The sequence below is a fragment of the Chryseobacterium sp. IHB B 17019 genome (assembly GCF_001456155.1).
Taxonomy (GTDB): Bacteria; Bacteroidota; Bacteroidia; order Flavobacteriales; family Weeksellaceae; genus Chryseobacterium.
In genome coordinates this window covers 542,353-558,359 of the sequence record NZ_CP013293.1, presented here as the reverse complement: position 1 = coordinate 558,359, position 16,007 = coordinate 542,353, and the positions used below count along the sequence as shown (strand labels likewise).

General features: G+C 34.0%; 15 protein-coding genes. 5 read left to right on the top strand and 10 right to left on the bottom strand.

Annotated elements, in window-relative coordinates; genetic code table 11:
• Positions 1-135 precede the first annotated feature (135 nt).
• Positions 136-624: a DUF6438 domain-containing protein gene (locus ATE47_RS02595; protein ID WP_062160492.1), complete on the top strand. Its 489-nt coding sequence runs from the start codon at positions 136-138 to the stop codon at positions 622-624.
• A gap of 86 nt (positions 625-710) precedes the next feature.
• On the top strand, positions 711-2,021 hold the full coding sequence (locus tag ATE47_RS02590; RefSeq protein ID WP_062160491.1) for a DEAD/DEAH box helicase: 1,311 nt from the start codon (positions 711-713) through the stop codon (positions 2,019-2,021).
• A gap of 27 nt (positions 2,022-2,048) precedes the next feature.
• Here ATE47_RS02590 and ATE47_RS02585 read toward each other — a convergent pair whose 3' ends face one another.
• The 8 genes from ATE47_RS02585 to ATE47_RS02550 all read right to left on the bottom strand — a co-directional run bounded on the left by ATE47_RS02585 (position 2,049) and on the right by ATE47_RS02550 (position 10,310).
• A complete protein-coding gene (locus ATE47_RS02585) occupies positions 2,049-2,843 on the bottom strand; it encodes a class I SAM-dependent methyltransferase (protein WP_062160490.1) in 795 nt (264 codons plus the stop codon).
• A gap of 2 nt (positions 2,844-2,845) precedes the next feature.
• Positions 2,846-3,610, bottom strand: coding sequence for a TatD family hydrolase (locus tag ATE47_RS02580; protein WP_062160489.1), 765 nt, complete (start codon positions 3,608-3,610; stop codon positions 2,846-2,848).
• Between the two features lie 5 nt (positions 3,611-3,615).
• Positions 3,616-4,143 (bottom strand): DUF4269 domain-containing protein, encoded by a 528-nt coding sequence (locus ATE47_RS02575; protein ID WP_062160488.1) that lies wholly within the window; start codon positions 4,141-4,143, stop codon positions 3,616-3,618.
• A complete protein-coding gene (locus ATE47_RS02570) occupies positions 4,136-5,095 on the bottom strand; it encodes a GSCFA domain-containing protein (protein WP_062160487.1) in 960 nt (319 codons plus the stop codon). The genes ATE47_RS02575 and ATE47_RS02570 overlap by 8 nt, the downstream gene beginning before the upstream one ends.
• A 74-nt stretch (positions 5,096-5,169) precedes the next feature.
• On the bottom strand, positions 5,170-6,141 hold the full coding sequence (locus tag ATE47_RS02565) for a polyprenyl synthetase family protein (protein WP_062160486.1): 972 nt from the start codon (positions 6,139-6,141) through the stop codon (positions 5,170-5,172).
• Positions 6,142-6,646: 505 nt separating this feature from the next.
• A complete protein-coding gene (locus ATE47_RS02560) occupies positions 6,647-7,789 on the bottom strand; it encodes an inorganic phosphate transporter (RefSeq protein ID WP_062160485.1) in 1,143 nt (380 codons plus the stop codon).
• A 20-nt stretch (positions 7,790-7,809) separates the two neighbouring features.
• Positions 7,810-8,448 (bottom strand): DUF47 domain-containing protein, encoded by a 639-nt coding sequence (locus tag ATE47_RS02555; RefSeq protein ID WP_062160484.1) that lies wholly within the window; start codon positions 8,446-8,448, stop codon positions 7,810-7,812.
• A 149-nt stretch (positions 8,449-8,597) separates the two neighbouring features.
• On the bottom strand, positions 8,598-10,310 hold the full coding sequence (locus ATE47_RS02550) for a DEAD/DEAH box helicase (RefSeq protein ID WP_062160483.1): 1,713 nt from the start codon (positions 10,308-10,310) through the stop codon (positions 8,598-8,600).
• A 229-nt stretch (positions 10,311-10,539) separates the two neighbouring features.
• Here ATE47_RS02550 and ATE47_RS02545 point away from each other — a divergent pair, with 229 nt between their 5' ends.
• The 3 genes from ATE47_RS02545 (at position 10,540) to ATE47_RS02535 (ending at position 13,906) form a co-directional block, all read left to right on the top strand.
• Positions 10,540-11,241 (top strand): DUF2461 domain-containing protein, encoded by a 702-nt coding sequence (locus tag ATE47_RS02545; protein ID WP_228376305.1) that lies wholly within the window; start codon positions 10,540-10,542, stop codon positions 11,239-11,241.
• Between the two features lie 386 nt (positions 11,242-11,627).
• Positions 11,628-12,422 carry an FkbM family methyltransferase gene (locus ATE47_RS02540; protein WP_062160482.1) on the top strand — a complete coding sequence of 265 codons (795 nt, stop codon included), beginning with the start codon at positions 11,628-11,630 and terminating at the stop codon, positions 12,420-12,422.
• A gap of 5 nt (positions 12,423-12,427) precedes the next feature.
• Entirely contained in the window at positions 12,428-13,906 is a 1,479-nt protein-coding gene (locus ATE47_RS02535) for a lipopolysaccharide biosynthesis protein (protein ID WP_062160481.1), read from the top strand.
• Here the strand turns inward: ATE47_RS02535 and ATE47_RS02530 are convergent.
• Together ATE47_RS02530 and ATE47_RS02525 are read right to left on the bottom strand one after the other, a co-directional pair.
• The gene (locus ATE47_RS02530; RefSeq protein ID WP_062160480.1) at positions 13,899-14,945 is read right to left on the bottom strand and encodes a hypothetical protein; all 1,047 of its coding nucleotides are present in this window, start codon (positions 14,943-14,945) and stop codon (positions 13,899-13,901) included. The two genes, ATE47_RS02535 and ATE47_RS02530, sit on opposite strands and share 8 nt — an antisense overlap.
• Positions 14,946-15,064: 119 nt before the next feature.
• The gene (locus ATE47_RS02525) at positions 15,065-15,919 is read right to left on the bottom strand and encodes a glycosyltransferase (protein WP_062160479.1); all 855 of its coding nucleotides are present in this window, start codon (positions 15,917-15,919) and stop codon (positions 15,065-15,067) included.
• Positions 15,920-16,007 lie beyond the last annotated feature (88 nt).

Below are 16,007 nucleotides of genomic sequence, written 5' to 3'. Positions count from 1 at the left end.
TTGAAAACCTATAAGGTTTATGGCGACTTCTTCGTGTACATTTTTTATTATTATTTATTTTAAACTAATTATTAAATTTTGCTTTAAAAGCCCTTTTGGAACAATTATTGAAAGACTCCAATCCAAATTTAAACTATGAAATATATACTAGGCCTTTGTGCATTTATTTTTTTATTTTCTTGTAATTCTCAAAAAGTGAATTCTAAATATTCTAAAATTGAATACCATGCAACAGCATGCTTCGGATTCTGTCCTATTTTTAAAATGACTATTAATCCGGATAGAACAGCCGTTTTTGAAGCGGAACATTTTAATTTTACCGATAAGCCTTCCAAAGATGAATTCTCCAGGCCCCGTGAAGGGACTTTTAAGGGAACAATCAAGGAAGAAGATTACAATAAATTAATCACTTTATTAGACGGTTTAAACATAAAAAGTTTAAATGATAAATATGGTGAAAGGAATATTTCAGATCTTCCCACTTCGCATTTAACTGTTCAATTTTCGGATGGAACTACAAAACATATAGAAGATTATGGAAAGCGAGGAACTGAAAAGCTTGCAGAAATTTATAAGTTTTTTGAAGATTTAAGAAAGAATCAGCAGTGGACAAAAGTGAAATAGTCTACTTAAAAATATTTAAACTACCTTTGTAGAATAAAATTCCTTCCTTTTGAAGGAATTTTATTTTAATTAAAAAAACAATTCATTTGAATTTTACAGACTTACAATTAATAGAACCTATTGCAAAAGCAATTGAGGCACAAGGATATACCAACCCAACTCCCATCCAGGAAAAATCAATTCCTGAGATTTTAAAAGGCAGAGATTTTTTGGGATGCGCACAGACAGGAACAGGAAAAACGGCAGCTTTTGCCATCCCCATTTTACAGAATCTTTCTCAAAATAAGGTTAAAAATAATCATATTAAAGCTTTAATATTAACTCCTACAAGAGAATTAGCCATACAAATTGAGGAAAATATCAAGGCTTACGGAAAACATTTACCATTAAAACATTTAGTGATTTTTGGAGGTGTAAAACAGGGAAATCAGGAAACTGCCCTTAGAAGAGGAGTTGATATTTTAGTAGCAACACCCGGAAGATTACTGGATTTTATTGCTCAGGGAATTATCAGCTTAAAAAATCTTGAAATTTTCGTTTTGGATGAAGCCGACAGGATGCTCGATATGGGATTTGTGCATGATGTAAAGAGAATTATCAAACTCTTACCTCAAAGAAGACAGACTTTATTTTTCTCGGCAACAATGCCTTCGGAAATTCAGAAATTGGCAGATTCGATTTTGAATAATCCTGTGAAAGTGGAAGTTACACCCGTTTCATCAACTGCAGAAACCATCAAACAGTCGGTATATTTTGTCGAAAAAGAAAACAAATTAAACCTTCTTACCCATATTTTAAAGAATGATATTGCCGACTCCGTATTAGTTTTTGCAAGAACAAAGCATGGTGCTGATAAAATCGCCAGAAAACTTCAACACGACGGAGTTTCTACAGAAGCGATTCACGGAAATAAGTCTCAGAATGCGAGACAGAATGCTTTAAATAACTTCAAATCGGGAAAAACAAGAGTTTTAGTAGCAACAGATATTGCAGCGAGAGGAATCGATATTGATGAATTGAAATTCGTTATCAACTTTGAGCTTTCCGATGTTTCAGAAACGTATGTTCACAGAATCGGAAGAACGGGAAGAGCTGGAGCAGAAGGGAATTCCATTTCTTTTGTAGACGGTTTGGATTTATTAAATCTGAAAAACACGGAGAAACTTATCGGAATGAAAATTCCAGTCATTAAAAATCACCCTTTCCATACAGACGATTTAGTTGCTCTGAAAAGAGATTCGAATAATAAACCAACTTCTGCTGGTTCCGATAAACCGAGAACTCCAAGGTCAAATTCTCCGAGACCCGGCGGTAATAATAAAAAGAGAAGCTCAGAAGCAGGCCCTTCAATGGGATTTAAAAAGCCTAAGAATAAGAATTTTACAAGAAAAAAATAAAGAGATAGCCTTTCAGTTTTGAGAGGCTTATTTTTTCTTTAAAATCCAGATGTCCTGTTCCGGTTTGCCATTATTGATAAAAGAATCGATATGTTCCAGAATTTCATAATCGGAAAAGAGCTTTTTTACAAAATCTTCCGGATGAAAAGCAGAATATGTTCTGTGACCCTCTTTTACGTTTCCTCTCACTACAATATTACCTTTTTCAAAAACCTTGATTTCATCATCAGTAAGAATGGTTTTGAAGAGGTTTCCCTGTAAGGATAATAGCAAAATACCGTCTTTTTTAAGCACTCTGGTCAATTCATTTTTCCAGTCGTAATGTAATTGTTCGGAAAGGTGTGTGAAAATTGAAATCCCGTATATAAAATCAAAAAAGTTATCTTCATAAGGTAGTTTTGCGCTTAATCCATTAAGATTAAAATCAACATTTTTGATATTTTTTTTGTTCCATTCTATTGAATTCTGATTGTAATCCGTTCCAAAAACACTACTATCCGGCAACACTTCCGGAATATGTCTTACAACCCTTGCCGGTCCGCATCCCCAATCCAAAATCCTGGCTTGCTCCGTTGAATTATATTTTTTAAAGATGTTGATAAACTTTTCCGCAGCTGCTTTTCCGCTTTTGTAATAGCTTTCGTAGTTGATATTAAAAGATTCATACATTAGATAATCCGGAGGAAAAATAAATTCCGGATGTTTTGACTGAAAGGATTTATTCTTATCCTGATTTTTGAATTTTTGAATATAAAACCTCAATTTATCAGCTATAAACAATAATTTGGACTGTCTTAAAAACTTGGAAACTGTTGCTCTCATCTTTACTTATTAAACATTTTTTTTGCATTCTCAGTCGTGATTCTGTCAATTTCCGAGAAGTCTTTTCCATAAATATTCACCAGTTTACCGGCTACCAGATCAAGGTAAGAACTCTCATTTCTTTTTCCTCGGTGCGGAACCGGCGCCAGGTAAGGCGAATCTGTCTCCAAAACGATTTTTTCTAATGGAATTTCGTGTAAAAACTGATCGATTTTACCATTTTTAAAAGTCACTACTCCACCGATTCCCAAAATAAAATTTAAATCAATTGCATGTTTTGCCTGTTCCAAATTTCCTGAGAAGCAGTGAAAAATACCTCGAAGTTTGGGATGTTTTTTTCTTTCCAGCACTTCAAAAGTTTCATCAAAACTTTCTCTTGTATGAATAACAATAGGCAAATCTTTCTCAATCGCCCAGTCGATTTGGTGTTCGAAAGCTTTTACCTGAATATCCAACGTCGTTTTATCCCAATACAGATCAATCCCGATTTCTCCGATAGCCGGAAAAGCCCTTTGACTCAGATAATTTTTTACAATTTCCAATTCATTTTCCCATGTTTCTGGCTTTACATAACAAGGATGCAGACCCATCATCGAAAAAATGTGGTTGGGATATTCAGCTTCAAGCTGTAGCATTTTTCCATGAGATTCAGAATCAATTGCAGGAAGATAAAACTCGTTAATTCCTTTATCGATCGCTCTTTGAATCATTTCCTTTCTGTCTTCATCGAACTCTTCTGCGTATAAATGGGTGTGTGTATCAATCATTTTTTTTACATTTTTAATAGATCTTCATAAGGATTATTAAGTCCCAGCAACATTCCGAAAACAGGCTCTGTTTTTATACCTTTTTGCTTTAATTCTATTATTTTTTGTTTAAAATCTTCTCCTTTTTCCTGTAATATTTTGTATTCAGCAATCATGTGACGATAAGCGTTTTGCTCAATTGTCGGCTTATTCTGTCCGAAAATTTCAATAGAAAATTCTTCCAGCATGAAATTTAAAACAATACATTTTTCACCATTAATAATTGGATATTCAACTTTAACCTTTACATCATGAGGAATAAATTTGCTAAACATTAGATCATCTAAAAAATCCTCTTCAAATCTAAGATCAACCTCACAAATAATATCCAGATCGCTACCTTCAATATCAATTTCAATAGGAATGGTTCCGGCTAAAATGGGAGAATATTCTTTTAATTTTTCTAATATTCGATGTTTTGTAAGAATTTCATAAACCCTTTTTTGCTTTTTGTTTCCGTTTTTCAAATAATCGATGGTTGTAAAATCAATCATTTGAAAATATTTTATGCTTTACTTTTTGCCTTTGATCTTCAATCCTTTGGTTTAATTTTTCTTTAAACTCGATATATTTAGGGTCTTTTTCGTCTGTAGTTTTATGTTCTAATGCTTTATTAATTTTAAAATTTTCTTTAATAAACTCCTTTGTTTCATCTGAAAAATAAGCATTTCCAAATTTTTCAAAAATATAATTAACCGCTTGATTATTAGGATGAATCATATCTTCTTTGTAAAAACGATAATCTCGAAGATCATCCATTACAATTTCATAAACCGGAAGATAATGACAGTTTTCAAATTGTGGAATTGTTTCGTGAATTGCCGTGATTAATTTCGACTTACTTAGTTGATTTTCAATCATTCCGTCCTTTGTATGACGAACAGGTGAAACGGTAAATAAAATCTGAACATCATCCTTACAGATGTCTTTTAAGTTTAAAATAGTATTATACAAAGAATCAGTGAGTTCCTGATGGGTAAGCAATCTTTTTTCGAAGAATTTCTGTGGTATTTTATGACAGTTGGCAACCAGTTTCTGCTTGGGAATAAATTCATAAATAAATGAAGTTCCGTATGTAATGATCACCCAATTGGAATCCTGCAGAAAAGAATTTCCTTCTTCGATTTTAGCATTAATTTTATTTAAAGTCTGATGAATATATCTTGTATCAAAACTGGTATGATGGTCAAAAGAAATATATTCATCGTTAAAAGTAATCAGCTCATCTTCTGTATAAAACTCAGCATCATGAAGCCTTTTAATGGAATTATTAATGGAAAAAGGATTAAAAATTGTTCCAAAAGGATTATTAACAGTCTGTAATTGACCTTGTTGAAGCAAATCTGATATTTCTGAAGCAAAACATGAACCTATTGAAAATATTTTATCTTCAATATCAATTTTTTTCTGCGATTCTTTAATCTCAACTTCGGTCCTGAATTTCATTTTTAGGTATGAGGTTGCAGGTTTTAGATTGCAGGAAAAAACTACTGCCTATCATCTAATATCTGCTACCTAATTTAGCTTTCTCTTCTTAATAAATAATTTGCCAGTTCGATAAACGGTTTTTTCTTCTCCTCCGGAATATTTATTTTCTGAAGATAGCTCTGCCCGATTTCATTGTGCTTTTCTATCAGTCTCAACGCTTTTTCGTCCACCTTCGTTCTTCTGAAAATCTTTTCTACACCGTATACTTTATCAATATTATCGGTCTTTTTAGAATACCAGTAATCCAGTTCTTTTCTTTCCTCTTCAGTCGCATGTTCTCTCGCCATAAGATAAAGAACCGTTTTTTTATTTTCGTAAATATCACCTGCATGCTTCTTACCAAAACTGGCCTGATCTCCAAATACATCCAGATAATCATCCATAATCTGGAACGCGATTCCGATATGTTTTCCAAAATTGAAAATGGCTTTTGCATCTTTGAAATTTGCCTTTGCAATCAATGCCCCGATTTCGAATGAAGAAGCGCTCAAAACTCCTGTTTTATAAGTAATCATCCTGATATAATCATCAAAAGTTACATTTTCCTGAGTTTCAAAATTAATGTCATATTGCTGGCCTTCACATAACAGCAAACCTGTATGGGTAAAGATTCTGATACAAGCCTTAAAAATCTCAGGTTCAAGGTCTTCAAAAAACTTGTAAGCTTTCAACATCAATCCGTCGCCGGATAAAATCCCGACATTGATTCCGTGTAAAGTATGAATGGTAGGTTTGTTTCTTCTCAAAGGAGCCTCATCCATAATATCGTCATGGATCAGCGTGAAATTATGGAAAAACTCGATAGCCAGCGCAGGTTTAATCGCTTCATTCAAATTACCGCCGAATAAATCACATGCCATCAAAACCATAATCGGACGAAGGCGTTTCCCTCCATGGGAAATGATATAGTTCATCGGCTCATATAGTTCGGCAGGCTTGTCTTTAAAAGTGTATTTGGTAATGGCATCAGCAACCATCTGTTGGTATCTGTCTAAAAATTCCATAATTCTAATAGTTTGAACAAAAATACAATTTTTCAGGGGTCTGTAAAACAAAAATCCTCACCGTTTTTATTAAGTGAGGATTCAAAATTTTATGTGTGTAATATTTATAGCTATTTACTTAAATTATTTAAATATTAAAGTTTTATTTAGTTCTATTTTTTAAGCTTTTTTTTATTCTCAATTTATTTTCATACGTTTGTCATCCCGTAGGGATCTAAACTTAGTATTAGAAACGTTTTGGAAAGATTCTTGCCTAGATCCCTACGGGATGACAAAACTTGGTGGTTATTTTTCAGATGTTTAAATCAGCGACTGCAACCCTAGCCCTGATTGAAGCATTTGTTTGAGCTCATTTTTTTGGATTCGGCTGCGGCGGCTTTGCCGCCGCAGCCGAATCCAAAAAATAGCGAGTGCGGAAAGCAGGAAAAACTTCAGATTTTCTCAATCTATAAACAAAGACTCTGCCCATACGGACAGAGTCTTTTTTATGTTTAAAATATCTATATTAAGATAAAAATGTAACTACAAGATACGTAATTCCCGCAACAATTGCAGAAATCGGAATCGTCAGAACCCAAGCCCAAAGAAGGCTTACTGTAATTCCCCATCTTACGGCCGAGATTCTTTTCGTTAATCCAACCCCGATGATGGAACCTGTAATCGTGTGTGTTGTAGAAACAGGAATACCGAAGTGATCCGTAATGAATAAAGTAATTGCTCCTGCAGTTTCAGCACTTACCCCTTCCAATGACGTTACTTTCGTGATCTTTGTTCCCATTGTTTTAATGATTTTCCAACCACCGCTCATTGTTCCTAAAGCAATAGCAATGAAAGAAACCAAAGGAACCCAAATGTAATGTTCGGCAAAATAATCAAAACGTCCTGCAGCCGGAATATTCAAATAAATAGGATCCTGAAGCATTTCAACATGATAATAAATTAAAGCTGCCCCAATGATTCCCATTACTTTCTGGGCATCATTCAAACCATGACCTAAGCTGAACAGAGCTGAAGAAACCAATTGCAATCTTTTGAAGGATTTATCTGCTTTATGTGGGTTTGATTTTTTATAAAGGTGAACAATAATTAATGTAATAATAATCGAGATAATCATCCCTACAATCGGAGCCATGAAAATGAAAAGGAATATAGGAATTACCTTATCAAATTTCACAACACTTTGGTGGGTAACCTGATTGATGGCCAGTTTAAAAGTATCCCAGAACCCTAAATCCGGTTGTGTTGCCACTACATTATGGTAATCCATCATGAAAGCGTGCATCAGAGCTGCTCCCAGAAACCCTCCGATCAAAGTATGTGATGAAGAGGAAGGAATACCAAACCACCACGTTAAAAGGTTCCATGCAATAGCTGCTATAAGACCTGAAAAGATGACTTCAAGGGTGATAAAATTCTCATTAACCGTTTTGGCGATCGTATTACCGATTTTAAATTCTCCAATGATATAAGCCGCAATAAAAAAGGCTGCAAAATTCCAGAGTGCTGCCCAAAGTACAGCCTGAAATGGAGTTAAAACTTTTGTAGAAACTATAGTCGCAATTGAATTGGCAGCATCATGAAAACCATTGATATAGTCGAAAATCAAGGCCAGCGCAATAATAACTATAAGTAAAATAGGAAATTCCATCTGTTAATTATAATTATTAATTAAGCGTATTTAATCATGATGTTTTCAATCGTATTGGCAACATCTTCTGCTTTGTCGGTAACTACTTCAAGATAATTAAGTACAGATGAAACTTTGATAATGTTGATCGCATCGTTGGTCTCGAACAATTCCACCATTGAGTTGGAAAGTAAGTCGTCTGCGATATTTTCGATAGAATTTACTTTGATACAAGCTTCCTTTACCTGCTCCATATTTTTGAAACCTTTAAGGTTTTTCATAGCATTCTGAATTTCAAGACATGCTTTGTGGATGAGTAAGGAGAAATCTGAATATGCCTTCATTTCAGGCGATTTGTATAAGAAAATATATTTTGTGGAAGCGTAGATGTAATCAGCGATATCATCTAGACCTGTTGCCAGCGTATGGATATCCTCTCTGTCGAAAGGAGTAATGAAATTTTTTCCAAGTTCTATGAAGATTTCATGGGTCAATTCATCATTTTTGTGTTCATAATCGCTCATCTTTTTCAACATAGAATCGTCATTAAGATCGAAGTCTTTGATTCCGTGGTTGAATTCCTCAGACATTGCTACAAGGTTTTCAGTTACTTTTTCGAAAAGAACGAAGAAGATTTTATCTTTCGGTTGAAAAGCGTGGAAAATATTACCAATTCCCATTTTTAAGTATTTATAATTCGAGTGCAAATTTCTTAAAAAAGAGCCTTACCTGAAACAATACAACGTTAAGTTTTGTTAACATTGGATTAACACTTAATTACAAAATAAAAAAACCGGCTGTTGAGCCGGTTTAGTATGTTTAGAATGAGTTAATTAGCTTCTTCAGCTCTCATGTCTTTACCTTTAAATTTCATTGTGGAAATGTTGCTTAAAAGATCTCCTTTGAAAGATTTTTCAACTTCAAAGAAAGAAAATTTCTCTAAAATTTCAATATCCCCGATTTCAGCTCTTTTTTTGCTTTTTCCAGTGGATGTAGCTTTGTTGATAATATCCAAAACGTCAAGTTTCTTCAATTGATCTTTTTTACCCAGATTAAAGAAGAATCTTACCATGTCTTCGTTCTTTCTTCTCGGCTTTCCACCACGCTCTCTACTACCTCTGCTGTCATTTCTTTCTCCTCTCTCACCTCTGTCGCGGTCTCTGCCTCTGTCACGGTCTCTTCTGTCTCCTCTTTTTGAGAAATCGTCATCACGGCTGCTCAATTTCTGCTCGATAAGATCATGTCTGTCTTTGTAATACATCGCAAGATCTTTCAATTGGAACTGAAGCAACTTATGAACAAGCTCTTCTTTTGTAAACGCTGATAAATCAGGAATTAAAGAATCATCAAATTCAAAGAAATCTTCATGTACTTCGAAAAGACTCTCAAAAACACCTCCTACCTGAGCTTTGATAATATCTTTTCCTGTAGGAACAGTACTTTCAACAATATCAATCTTCGTAGATGATTTGATTTGCTTCAGTTTTCTGCTTTCTTCAGGCTTAATCAACGCCATTGAAATCCCGTCTTTTCCAGCTCTACCCGTTCTACCACTTCTGTGAACGAATACTTCCGGATCATCAGGTAAAGAGTAGTGGATAACGTGAGTAAGAGAGTCCACATCCAATCCTCTTGCTGCAACATCCGTCGCTACAAGAATATCGATATTTTTCAATCTAAACTTCTTCATTACCGTATCTCTCTGAGCCTGAGAAAGATCACCATGAAGCGCATCTGCTGCATAGCCATTCTGCATTAGGAAATCGGCAACTTCCTGAGTTTCCATTCTTGTTCTGCAGAAAATAATTGAATATTGATTCGGGTTGGAATCAATTAATCTCTTAAGAACTTCTTTTTTCTGACGGTACCCTGTCACATAATATTCATGTTTAATGTTCTTCTTAACCTCGTTAATAGAACCTACAGAAATTCTGTGTGGCTTTGTAAGATAATTTTTAGAAATTCTCTCCACCTCCTTGTTCATCGTTGCAGAGAACAGGAAAGTTTGTTTTGTTTCAGGAGTTTCTCTTAAAATTGTTTCCAATTCGTCTTTGAAACCCATTGAAAGCATTTCATCGGCCTCGTCTAAAACCAACCAGTGAATTGCTGAAAAGTCCAATGCTTTTCTGTTGATAAGGTCAATCACCCTTCCCGGAGTCCCTACAATAATCTGTGGTTTATCCTTCAAAGATCTGATCTGGTCCATAATACTACTTCCACCGTAAACTGCTGTAGTTTTGATGTCTTTCATGTACTTGGAATAGTTTTTTATGTCTTTTGTAATTTGAAGACATAATTCTCGTGTCGGACAAAGCACCAAAAATTGGATTTTGCGACTCGTTTCGTCAATCATATCCAAAATCGGAAGCGAAAACGCTGCTGTTTTGCCTGTCCCTGTCTGCGCAAGTGCGATCAAGTCGCGAATATCTGAAAGAATAAAAGGGATAGTCTGTTTTTGGATTTCTGTCGGGCTTTCGAAGCCCAGTTCGCCAACTGCCTTAAGAATATCAGGACTTAAATTGGTTTCCGTAAATAAATTCATTAAATATTTTAAAATTTTTGCAAAGATACGACATTTATTTGAATTACATTTAAAGTATCATTACAGAAATAATAATTTAACATTAAAAACCCATAATCCTTTTACAATTTTCGCATTAAAAGCATATTATTTTTATTTTTATTTTAATAATCTTACTTCCAATCCACTATTTTTTAAAAATGCCAATTTCTCATTTTTTCAATTAAAATATTTTGTAAAATTTGAACAGATGAAAGTTTTAATTAATTTTGATAAAAATAAAAATATGCCGGCTACTCTTTCTCCAAAAGTTTTCGATTTTTTAAAGAAACTGACTAAAAATAATAACCGCGAATGGTTTACAGAAAACAAAAACCTTTATACTGAGTCTCAGCAAAATGTGATTTCTTTTTTAGAGGACCTTATTAAAGAAATGTCCGGATTTGATGAAGAACTTGGTAAAGTTGATGCTAAAAAATCATTGTTCAGAATCTACAGAGACACAAGATTTTCAAAAGATAAAATTCCTTATAAAACAAATTTCGGGGCATCTTTAGGAATGGGAAAAGGCAGCCAGAAAGGCGGATATTACCTTCACTTAGAACCTGGAAAATCTTTCATTGCAGGAGGAATCTATATGCCTGAATCTTCTGTTTTAAAGGAATTAAGAAAAGAAATTTCTTTGTACGGAGAAGATTTCCTGAAAATTTTAAACAATAAAGACTTTAAAAAATACTTCCCGGAACTGGATCAGGATGATAAACTAAAAAAAGTGCCTCAAGGTTTTGAAAAGGAAGATCCGATGGCAGAATATCTAAAACTGAAAAGTTTTATTGTCGTTTATAACATAAAAGACAAAGAAATTTTAGATAAAAATGCCGTAAAAAATCTCACAAAAATCTTCGCATTGATGAAGCCCCTGAATGATTTCCTGAATGCACCGTTTTTGTAAGCGTAGATAACAAGTCGGCGCGTCGAAATTCCCCTCCTCTGGAGGGGTGGCGAAAATTCGTAAGAATTTTTGACGGGGTGGTTTAAGAGTAAATTGTCACTGGTTAATTATCAATTTCAGCTATTCACTATTCACTTACATAAGTAAAATTCACTATCAACTATTTCACCATGCCTTTCCTAGCCCCGATAGAAACGGTTACCCCACAGCAGGTGTTGGGAAAGGCTTTGGCGCGAGGAGTAAAAGTGGATAGCGGGATAAAGCTCCTAAAAAAACAACAAAACAGCAGATAAATTACTGCCTGATATTCAACGAATTACAATTCAAAAGTTTTAACATTAGTTTAACATTTTTGCTTATCTTTGTTGCTCGTCAAAAAGCTAACAATGTCCTTATATCAAAGAATCGCAGAAAAATTACAATATATTAGTCCGAATTTTTATAAAAAAAGGTATTTTAAGAAGCTGAACAACCTTAACAAAGATAATTTTTCGGCCAGAAATGTAGAGCCCGAGCTGGTCTGGATCAAAGAATATTTACCGAAAAAAGCTGTAATTCTGGATATTGGCGCAAATGTGGGAACCTTCTTGTACCAGCTGGAAAATACACTGGATCACGAACATATTTTTGCTTTTGAGCCTAATAAAAATTTATACCGCCGTCTGAAAAGATTGTTTCCGAGAATGAGGATTTTTCCTCTCGCACTTTCTGACGAAAATACGACTGCAGAATTTAAAGTTCCGGTTATAAATGGGAAAAAAATCGCGTCAAGAGGCACACTGAACGTTGATTATAAAGAGAAAGGCGAAGAAAAAAGCTATACCGAAAAAGTAAAAGTGATAAAGCTTGATGACTGGGCTGCGATAGAACACTTTAAGAGACTGGATTTCATCAAGATAGACGTAGAAGGCAACGAAATGAAAACGCTTCTCGGAGCCAAGAAAATCATAAGACAATTTGCCCCGACTTTAATGGTTGAAATGGAGCAAAGACATCATAGCACTCCTATCTGGAACGAAATTTCCGAAGTGGAATCCTGGGGCTATGAAGCAAAATACCTGAACAGAACTCATTTCAGGCTCGAAAAAATAACGGAAGAAATCCTACTAAATAATACAAACGACGAAAAAAATAAAAAAGAATACATCAACAATATTATTTTTATACCTAAAAACCTTTAAGCGTCATGAGTGTAGTAGCAAGACAGGGATTCAAGTACTCCATTATTGGTTATATGGGTTTTTTGTTGGGTACAATTTCCGCAATTTTCATTTTTCCTAACGATTTCGAATTTTACGGAAAACTTCGCTACATCCTTCCCAGCGCGGAATTTCTGGTTCCATTTGTGGTAATGGGAATTTCATATTCTAATGTGAAATTTTTTCACACCGTAGAAAAAGATGGTAAAGAACAAAATATGCTTTCCTTATCATTGCTTGTTGTTTTTATTAATTTTATCATTTTTCTATTAATATTTTTCATCCTACCTTACCTTTATCCAAAATTCAGGTATACGGAAGCCTGGAAAGCGAAGGAAATTATACTGCCGATGGTGTTAATTCTTTCGTTTTGCACGATTTTCAATAAATACACCTCCAACTATAAAAGAATTGTGGTTTCAAATATTTTTGACAACCTTTTTCCTAAAATCGCCAACCTCGGAGCGTTCTGCTTATTTTTCTATTTCACTCTGTCCCAGAACATTGCATTTGCTTTTTTCTTCGGAATGTTTTCGCTTATGCTTTTCGGATATATTTATTATACCAATAAACTGAAAAAAATAAACCTTGATTTCAGTACTGATTATTTCAAAAAAAATAACTTTTGGAAAGAGTTTTTTAATTATAGTTTCTTTGGATTTCTAGGGACTTTTGGGAATTACCTGGCTATCAACAGTCTAATGATCGGGGAATTTATGGGAATGGAAGAAAACGGAATTTATGCTGTTTTATACGCCTTGATTTCTTTGATTTCTATTCCGCAGCTTGGTTTGTTTAATGTTTCTGCACCGATTATCAGTAAAAATCTTGCCGACGGAGACATGGAAGGACTTGACAGATTTCATAAAAAAACGTCTTTATCTTTATATTTTTTAGGGGCGGTTTTGTTTTCGTGCATCATGGTCGGATTTCCTTTTCTTACTCATTTTATGCCTAAAAACGGGGTAATGCTCAGAGAATATGAGCCTGTGATATGGATTTGGGGATCAGCGGTTTTGGTAGATTTGGCAACAGGTTTCAACGGAAATATTATTTCACTTTCAAAATACTACAAATTCAATATTGTTGTGATGCTTTTGCTGGCAGGGTTAACGATCAGCCTGAATCTTTATTTCATTAAAAATACCGACCTTAAACTGATCGGGATCGCTTTATCTACGGCAATTTCCCTGACGACTTATAATGTTATTAAGATTATTTTCAATTACGTAATGTTCAAGGTTTCCCCTCTGACCATTGAGATGATTTTCGTATCGATCATCTGTACTTTAGCGATTACCGTGGCGATTGTTTTACCTAATTTTAATAATAATTTTATTAATCTTTTGTACAAACCTTTCGTTGTTTTACTTTTGATCTTTATCGGGAATTATTTCACAAAAGTTTTTCCAATTGAGGATTATTTAAACAAAAACTTCCTTAAAAGTGTTTTTAAGTTTAAATAGAAATCAAACTGTTTAAAACTTTTTCTAAGCTTTCCTGAACTGTTTTTTTGTTATATTTTTCCTGAAAATCGAAATTGTTGTTTTTAAGCTGTTTAAACTGCTCAATAATATCTTCACGCTCCGGAATAATAAAATCCAATTTGGATGTATAATTTGCTGGAAAAACTGCCAATTTCCCGTATTTAATTGCGTCGCCCAGGTTTCCGGTCATTTTTGATACACCATACATTTCTTTTTGGCTAAAAAAATTAATTTCCTGACGAATGGGGCACCAAAGAATATCAGCTTTCTGCATCCATCTTTCAAAGTCTTCCGCCGAAACTCTTTTTGAGAAATACTTGATATTCACATTTTCCGGCAGATTTAATGACAATTGTTCCAGCTGTTCCAATTCCTGATCCCTTGCTCTTCCTAGAAATACAAATTCATATTTTTCATCAGTTTTTAAATTTTGGATAATTTTAAAAACATGGTCATAATCTCTTCTTTCCTGAGAAACGCCCCCGGAAATAACAACAGTTAGAACCTGATTTGCAGGTTTTACAAAATTTTTAGTATAAAAAATGGGTAAAAAAGTATATTTTCCAGAGGTTAATTCTTCATCCAACACCAGAACATTTTTCGCTTTTTTATAAATTTTCGATGAATTAAGTAAACCTTCTTTCCACAACAGTTTTAACCTGTAAAAAACATCCTGTTTAAAGATGTTTTTTGCCAGGTTCCAATTTGATGTATTGATAAAATTAAGGTTATGAACAATTATTGCCGTATTATATATTTCCGTAATAGCCTGAAAAGTATTAAAATAGCGATGTACCGTTCCGATAATAATCAAGTCGTATTTTTCTGCTTTCAATTGATCCAGAATCATTGAGCTGTCTGATACAAACACAGAATTTCCTCTTCCAACCTGATTTTTTATCTTTTCAGAAAAATAATAATCAACAGAAAACTCATTAGAATCATCCATAATATCCATGAATGATAATGCAACTTCAGCGTGGTGATTGTCGATTTCTATGTAGGCTATTTTTTTCAAATCCTGATATTTTACCGCAAAGGTATTGAAATTAGAAGGCTCTTTAATTAGTAATTTTAAACACTAATGACACAAATATTTTCACAAATAAAACAAATTAAAACTTATGCTATAAGCTTTTACATTTTCAGCCACTTTTTCTTCAGTGCTTTCCACCGCTGATCATTGATAGTTTTTTGTTCCTGCTTTGATATTTTCAATTCAAGCTTTTTTGAGCGGCAGCTTTCATAGGATTTGATTATGGTAAAGAAAAAAGAAATAGACTTACTTTTTGCAGCCTCTTTTGATGATGCGATGTAAGCTAAAAACCTATTCAATCCCAAAAAATAAAAATATCTGCCGTAATATTCTGCCGGTTTTATGGTGTAGTCCGTACCTTTTACTTTAATTAATTTCACTTGTAATTCGGATAGGACGACTTCTTTCCAACCTAAATTTTCAAGCAAAATCGAGTCAATATTATCCCATCCCAATGTTTCACGCAGCCCTCCCATCTGAGTAAAACTTTCCTTCCGGTAAGCCTTCATCGGGCCTCTTACATGATGCTTATTCGAATTTCCTTCATATATCCAGCTTCCGTCTTTTTCCACATACAACAGTCCGCCGACCAATCCGTATTCCGGGTTGTTTTGAAAAGAATTTCTGATAGTTTCAAGATAATTTTCAGGCAAGATAATATCTGCATCGAATTTACAGATGATATCAAATTCATCAAGATTCTGAGTGTTTAAGCCATTTTTAAAAGCATTAACTACCTTTGACCCCGGCTGGTGTGAAGATTTCTGGAGATTAACAGTTTCAAACCTGGAATCGGTATCAACATATTTTTTGATAATTTCCTGTGTCCGGTCTGTCGATCCGTCATTGACAACCACAACTTTAAACTCCTTAAAGCTTTGCTGCTGTAAAGAATCGAGGGTAAACGAAAGATTATTTTCTTCGTTGTGGGCAGGGATTATAATTAAGAACCTCAAGATTAAAATATAAATGATGAATGATGAATGATGAGCGATAAATGATAAAATTTAACAATATTTTGTATCAATTATCATTTATCACTAT